Source organism: Pontibacter sp. HJ8, from assembly GCF_054824225.1.
This window is the reverse complement of sequence record NZ_JSYF01000666.1, coordinates 1-6,458: the sequence shown is the minus strand read 5'-3', so window position 1 is coordinate 6,458 and position 6,458 is coordinate 1. Positions and strand designations below refer to the sequence as shown.

Annotated in this window: 6 protein-coding genes; 3 read left to right on the top strand and 3 right to left on the bottom strand. The window is 52.9% G+C overall.

The features are described from left to right. The first annotated feature begins 270 nt into the window (after positions 1-270). Positions 271-855 carry a nitroreductase family protein gene (locus OB13_RS20760; RefSeq protein ID WP_461492094.1) on the top strand — a complete coding sequence of 195 codons (585 nt, stop codon included), beginning with the start codon at positions 271-273 and terminating at the stop codon, positions 853-855. Between the two features lie 112 nt (positions 856-967). On the opposite strand, the gene dnaB is transcribed toward OB13_RS20760, so the two are convergent. After that, positions 968-2,545: a replicative DNA helicase gene (gene dnaB, locus OB13_RS20755; protein WP_461492093.1), complete on the bottom strand. Its 1,578-nt coding sequence runs from the start codon at positions 2,543-2,545 to the stop codon at positions 968-970. Between the two features lie 134 nt (positions 2,546-2,679). Between dnaB and OB13_RS20750 the strand changes: the two genes are divergently transcribed. Beyond that, the gene (locus OB13_RS20750) at positions 2,680-4,059 is read left to right on the top strand and encodes a UDP-N-acetylmuramate--L-alanine ligase (protein ID WP_461492092.1); all 1,380 of its coding nucleotides are present in this window, start codon (positions 2,680-2,682) and stop codon (positions 4,057-4,059) included. Positions 4,060-4,071: 12 nt separating this feature from the next. Continuing rightward, positions 4,072-4,884: an exonuclease domain-containing protein gene (locus OB13_RS20745; protein ID WP_461492091.1), complete on the top strand. Its 813-nt coding sequence runs from the start codon at positions 4,072-4,074 to the stop codon at positions 4,882-4,884. 128 nt (positions 4,885-5,012) lie between these two features. Here the strand turns inward: OB13_RS20745 and OB13_RS20740 are convergent, their stop codons facing one another. Then, positions 5,013-5,621, bottom strand: coding sequence for a hypothetical protein (locus OB13_RS20740; protein WP_461492090.1), 609 nt, complete (start codon positions 5,619-5,621; stop codon positions 5,013-5,015). Between the two features lie 19 nt (positions 5,622-5,640). Next, a complete protein-coding gene (locus OB13_RS20735) occupies positions 5,641-6,435 on the bottom strand; it encodes a M48 family metallopeptidase (RefSeq protein WP_461492089.1) in 795 nt (264 codons plus the stop codon). Positions 6,436-6,458 lie beyond the last annotated feature (23 nt).

Genomic DNA, 6,458 nt, shown 5'->3' with positions numbered 1-6,458 from the left:
CTCCCCTTGAGGGGAGTCAGAGGGGTGTCTTCAGCAGCTACGCAACAAGAGCCGTCGACCTATAATAGCAGGCTCCCCTCCTTAGACAAGCGAAAACGCGAGTTCGAAGCTTGCGAGTGTAGCTCTGAGGGGCAAGAAGGGTTGGATCCGGCATATGCGAGAATCTTGTAAATCTTCTAATCCTGAAAATCCTGATTCTGACAATTTAATGCCTCCTTAACTCTACAGTCCGTACTTTTACAGGATTCAACTTAAGAAGAATCAATTACTATGAATACAGCATTCTCAGAAATCAGCAATACCATCCGGCAACGGCGAACGACAAAGCCGGGCAAAATGAATGGACTGCGTATACCTGATGAACAGGTATGGCAGCTGCTTGCCTTGGCCGACTGGGCACCCACCCACGGGCACACCGAGCCATGGCGGTTCAAGGTATACGCCGGGGACAAGATAGCCGGCTTCTGCCTGGCGCACGCCGAACTCTACAAACAGCAGACCAACCCGGAGAAGTACCAGCAGGAGAAATTTGAGAAACTACAGCACATGGGCGACCGGGCATCGCACGTCGTAGTGGCGTATATGCAGCGCGGCAACCTGCCTAAGATTCCGGCACTCGAAGAAATTGCCGCCACCTCCTGCGCCATACAGAATATGCTGCTGGGAGCAACCACCTTGGGTATAGCCAGCTATTGGGGCTCCGGCGGCATGGCCTACCACCCTGCTATGAAAGACATGCTCCACCTGCGGGAAGAAGATGTGGTTCTGGGCATCTTATACCTGGGTTACGCCGACAGCATGAACCCGGAAGGCAAACGTATCGTGCCGCTGGATGAGAAAGTAGAATGGATGTAGCATAGAAAAGCCGCTGGCGTCGAAGCACAGCGGCTAATCATCCTTTGGCTTTGGATCTTTAAAACACAAGCTATTCCTTATATCTTGTGTCTAATGTCTATTATCTAAAGTCTTAAAACGGAGGCTCTTCATCAAAATTAGAAGATGGGAAACCACCGCCTCCGTTGCCGCCATCGTTCATGCGGCTGCCGAGTCGGATAGCGCCCGGCGTCTCGGCTTCGAAGGTACTGTTCGGCAAGGCATTAAAGCCGCCCATGCTGTCTCCTCCAAAATCGGAATCCAAGTTAGTAAACTTCGTGTATTTGCCAATAAATTTCAATTGAACATTTTCAAGAGAGCCGTTACGGTGCTTGGCTATAATCACCTCTCCTACCCCTGCTGTCGGGTTGCCCATTTCATCTTCGGTAATACCATAGTACTCCGGACGATACAGGAATAGCACCATGTCGGCATCCTGCTCAATAGATCCGGATTCACGAAGGTCAGACAGCTGCGGTCGCTTATCGCCCCCGCGGGTTTCCACGGCACGGCTTAGCTGCGAAAGGGCGATTACCGGTACGTTCAGTTCTTTTGCCAGCATTTTCATGGCGCGTGAAATGGAGGCGATTTCCTGTTCACGGTTACCGCCGCTCTTGCCGTCGGCGTTGCCGCTCATCAGCTGCAGGTAGTCAATGATGACCATCTGGATATCGTACTGCGCCTTGAGACGGCGGCACTTGGTACGCAGCTCGCGTATCGAAAGGCCCGGCGTATCGTCGATGAAGATCGGGGCTTCGGTCAGTTTCGAGATTTTGTGGTTGAGCTGCGCCCACTCGTAATCCTCCAGGCTGCCTTTCTTGATTTTTTCAGAATCCAGCTCTGCCTCCGAAGAGATCAAACGATTCACGAGCTGCAGCGAGGACATTTCGAGTGAGAAGATCGCCACCCCCTTTTTGAAGTCCACAGCTGCGTTGCGCAGGCAGGAAAGTACAAAGGCGGTCTTACCCATCGCAGGACGGGCAGCCAAAATGATAAGGTCAGATTTCTGCCAGCCGGAGGTCACCCGGTCCAGGGCCGTCATGCCGCTTGGCACGCCGGTCAGTCCGTCCGTTTGCTTGCGCTTCTCCTCCAGTTCCTTGATGGCTGTGTGCATCAAAGAACGCATGTCATCAAAGTTTTTCCGGATGTTCGATTCCGAAACTTCGTACAGCTTCGCCTCGGTCCGGTCGAGCAGGTCGAATACGTCGGTCGTATCTTCAAAGGCACTCGAAAGTACCTCGGAGGATATAGAGATCAGGTCTCGCTTAATAGAGTTTTCGGTGATGATACGGGCGTGGTACTCGATGTTGGCTGCCGAGTTCACGCGGGTTGTGAGCTGGGTTACGTAATAAGCGCCTCCTGCAAGCTCCAGTTCGCCGTTCTCACGCAGCTCGTGGGTCACCGTCAGGATATCGACCGGCTCCGACTTATCGAATAACCCGATGATCGCTTTAAATATGCGTTGATGGGCTTCTTTGTAAAAGCTACTCGGCCTCAGAATATCAATTACTGTCGTCAGCGCATCCTTTTCCAACATGAGAGCGCCTAACACGGCCTCTTCCAAATCCAGTGCCTGCGGCGGCTTTTTGCCCAGCTCCGCCATCACAGGGGCTTTTTTGTTCCACCCGCTGCGGTTACCTGTTTGCCGCACGTTCATTTTCATCTCCTCCATAGCACAAATTTAAAAAGTAAGGCGCCCAAGTAATCCACAAAATACGGAAGATATCCACATATTAGGGTATTGCTATTTTTATTTAGGCGAGGAATCATAAATTTGTGAGTTTGCTAACAGACTTAGAGCGGAATATGGAGAGAACGGAATTCAAGCACATTCACCTGATAGCCATCGGCGGCAGCATCATGCACAACCTGGCATTGGCGCTGCACGATCAGGGTATAACAGTAACAGGATCAGACGACGAGATATTTGAGCCGGCCAAAAGCCGGCTGGCCGCTGCGGGGATATTGCCCGGGCAGGAAGGCTGGTACCCGGAGAAACTGGACACCAGGCCGGACGCCGTGATACTGGGTATGCACGCCCGCCCCGACAACCCGGAGCTGCAGCGTGCCCGGGAGGCAGGTATACCGGTATACTCTTTCCCGGAGTTTATTTACGAGCAAAGCAAACACAAGCAGCGCATTGTGATCGGTGGCAGCCATGGCAAAACCTCTATCACGTCCATCATCATGCATGTGCTACAGCACTGCGGCCGCTTGTTTGACTATGCCGTTGGGGCACAGCTCGAAGGCTTTGACCGGATGGTGAAGCTGACCGAAGATGCTCCGATCATCATCATTGAAGGCGACGAGTACCTCTCCGACCCGATCAAGCGCATACCCAAGTTCCACCTCTACCACCACCACATCGGGGTGATCAGCGGCATCAGCTGGGATCACATCAACGTGTTCCCTACCCCGGAGATCTACCGGGAGCAGTTCCGCATCTTTGCCGAAATGACGCCGAAAGCCGGCACGCTTATTTACAACCAGGACGACGAGCAGGTGCTGCTGGTGGCCGTGCCCCGCAACCCCGCCGATATCGCCTACACCGGCTACAGCGTGCATCCGCACAGCATCCAGCATGGCAAAACCATCCTGCATACCAAAAAAGAAGGGGATGTGGAAATACAGCTCTTCGGGGAACATAACCTGCGCAACATCAGCGCCGCCCGGGAAGTGACCAAAAAGCTGGGTATCAAAGCACACGACTTCTACCAGGCGCTCAAAACCTTCAAAGGGGCAGCTAAACGCCTGGAAAAACTGGGTGAGAACGACAGTTCTGTCATTTACCGGGATTTTGCCCATGCTCCTTCCAAAGTAAAAGCTACGACCGAAGCCGTGAAGGCACAGTTTCCGCAACGCCGGCTGGTGGCCTGCATCGAGTTGCATACCTTCAGCAGCCTGAATAAGAATTTCCTGCCACAGTATAGCGGTGCGCTGGACAAAGCCGATGTACCGGTCGTTTTCTTCAGTCCCCATACCATTGCCCAGAAGCGGATGGAGATGATCTCGGAAGAAGAACTCAAGACAGCTTTCCAGAATCCGCGCCTGCAGGTGTTTACCGACTCGGCTGCGCTACAGCAATACCTGGTCGATATGAACTGGCAAAACACCAACCTGCTGCTGATGAGCTCAGGCACTTACGATAAAATTGACCTGGAGGCGCTGACAAAAGCGGTTCTGTAAACCACCCATACCATGAAACTGCACCTCAAGCGCCCCATCGTATTCTTTGACCTGGAAACGACCGGCACCGACATCTGCAAAGACCGCATTGTAGAGATCAGTGTGCTGAAAATAAAGCCGAACGGAGAAGAAGTTCTCAAGACGCGCCGTATCAACCCGACGATCCCGATCCCGCTGGAGTCGAGCCTGATACACAAGATATACGATGAGGACGTGAAGGACTGCGCTACCTTTAACCAGATAGCACGGGACCTGGACCAGTTTCTGAAAGGCTGTGACCTGGGAGGCTACAACCTGGTACGGTTTGACATTCCGCTGCTGGCAGAGGAGTTTCTGCGGGTAGGTATAGACTTCGACCTGGATAACCGCCATGTCGTGGATGCCTGCCGTATTTTCCATATGATGGAGAAGCGTACGCTTTCTGCGGCCTACAAGTATTACTGCAACAAGACACTTGAAAACGCGCACAGTGCCGAAGCCGACACGATTGCCACCTATCACATCCTGATGGCGCAGCTGGACCGCTATGAAAACACGGCAGTGGAAGTAACAGAAGGGATTGAAGAGGTTCCTATCCAGAACGATATGGCACAACTTCACAAGTTCACTTTCGAAAAATCAGCTGACCTGGCAGGCCGCATCGTGTACAACAACGCCGGACAGGAGGTTTTCAACTTCGGCAAGTACCGGAATGTACCGGTAGAGGACGTGCTGAAAAAAGAACCCAGCTATTATGACTGGATGATGAAGGGCGAATTCCCGCTCTACACCAAAAAGATACTGACCCGCATCCGGCTTCGCAACATGCAAAGCAGCGTGTCATGATCAGTATTTTCAGGATGGAAGAAGGAACAAGATGAAAGAATAGTAAAACGCTATACCTTATAAATGAGCAGGGCTGCCAGTAATCTGGCAGCCCTGCTCATTTATAAGGTATAGGTATAGCTCTCTGCTTAATCCACCCTGGTCCGGTTAAGCCGCGCTCCCTTCAGCAGGGAGTTGCCCTCCTGAAACTTATGGGTGCAGTTATATCCGGCCGCCCGGGTGGAGCATTGGCAACCGACGATCTTATTGTCTGCAAACGTAAAGTAACAGAATTCACAGCCGGCACTTGCTTCGCACATATGCTTACCCGCTTTGCTGCTCAGGTATAGGCTATTGTCCGACGCCACATCCAGTTCCAGGGCCATCGACCGGAAAGAACCATTGCGTATACCCAACCCCACGAGGTAATAAGTTGCTGCGATGTCCTTGTTGTCCTGCACCTTGTGAATCATCACTTTGTCTACTACCGTACCGTTGCCGAACTCCTTGATGAAAGGCTGCATCAGTTCCTGGCGCGGCACAATGTAATCCACACTGTCAAAAACCACCTGAGCCAGCAGCTGCCCGTCATAGGCTGGCGGGGCCTCGGCATCGAGGGGCTCCCCTTCACTTTCTTCCGGAAAAGACTCCCGGCGCGTACAACCGACAGCCAGTAGAACAAGCAATGTCAGGGCCAGCAAAGGGCGGAGACAAGTCAGCACCACGTGCCAACTGCCGGCAGAAGGTTTTCGGGTCATGTAGATTTTATCAGGTGAATTATTTCTTATAGTATTTCATTGCTTCCGGCATATACTTCTGCAGCGTAGCCCGGCGTGTACCCGCGCTCGGGTGCGTGCTCAGGAATTCCGGTGGTGCCTGGCCGCCAGACTTGGCTTCCATACGCTCCCAGAACGGAATAGCTTCCTGCGGATTGTATCCTGCCATCGCCATAAACACAAGGCCTAACTGATCCGCTTCACTCTCCTGGTTACGGCCATACTTCAGCAGTCCCAGCGTGGAGCCGGCGCCATACACGGTCATGATCAGGTTCTGGGCAATACCTGGCTGTGTTCCGGCCAGGGCCGACAGGGTCTGACCACCAAACTGCTGGGCCAACTGCTGACTCATACGCTCGTTGCCATGCTTGGCAATGGCGTGGGCAATTTCGTGTCCCATGACTACAGCTAGCCCAGTTTCGTTCTGAGCTACCGGCAGTATACCGGTATACACGACCGTCTTACCGCCCGCCATGGCCCAGGCATTTATCTGATCATCCTCTATCAGGTTGAACTCCCACTGGAAGCCCTGCAACTGATCGGACATGTTGTTGGCAGCCATGTACTGCTCCACGGCACGCTGTATGCGCTGGCCGGCACGCTTTACCATGGCCGTGGCCTGGGCGTCACGGGAGAGCTTGTTTTCTTTCAGGAACTGGTCGTAGGCATCGTAGCTCATTTGCTGCATCTGCGCGTCTGACACCAGGCTCAGCTGTCTGCGGCCTGTGATCGGAACCGTCGTACAGGCTACCATCGTCACGACAGCTATTGAAAAGGCTATTATTTTCTTATACATAACTTTAAAGTTTAATGGTCTGT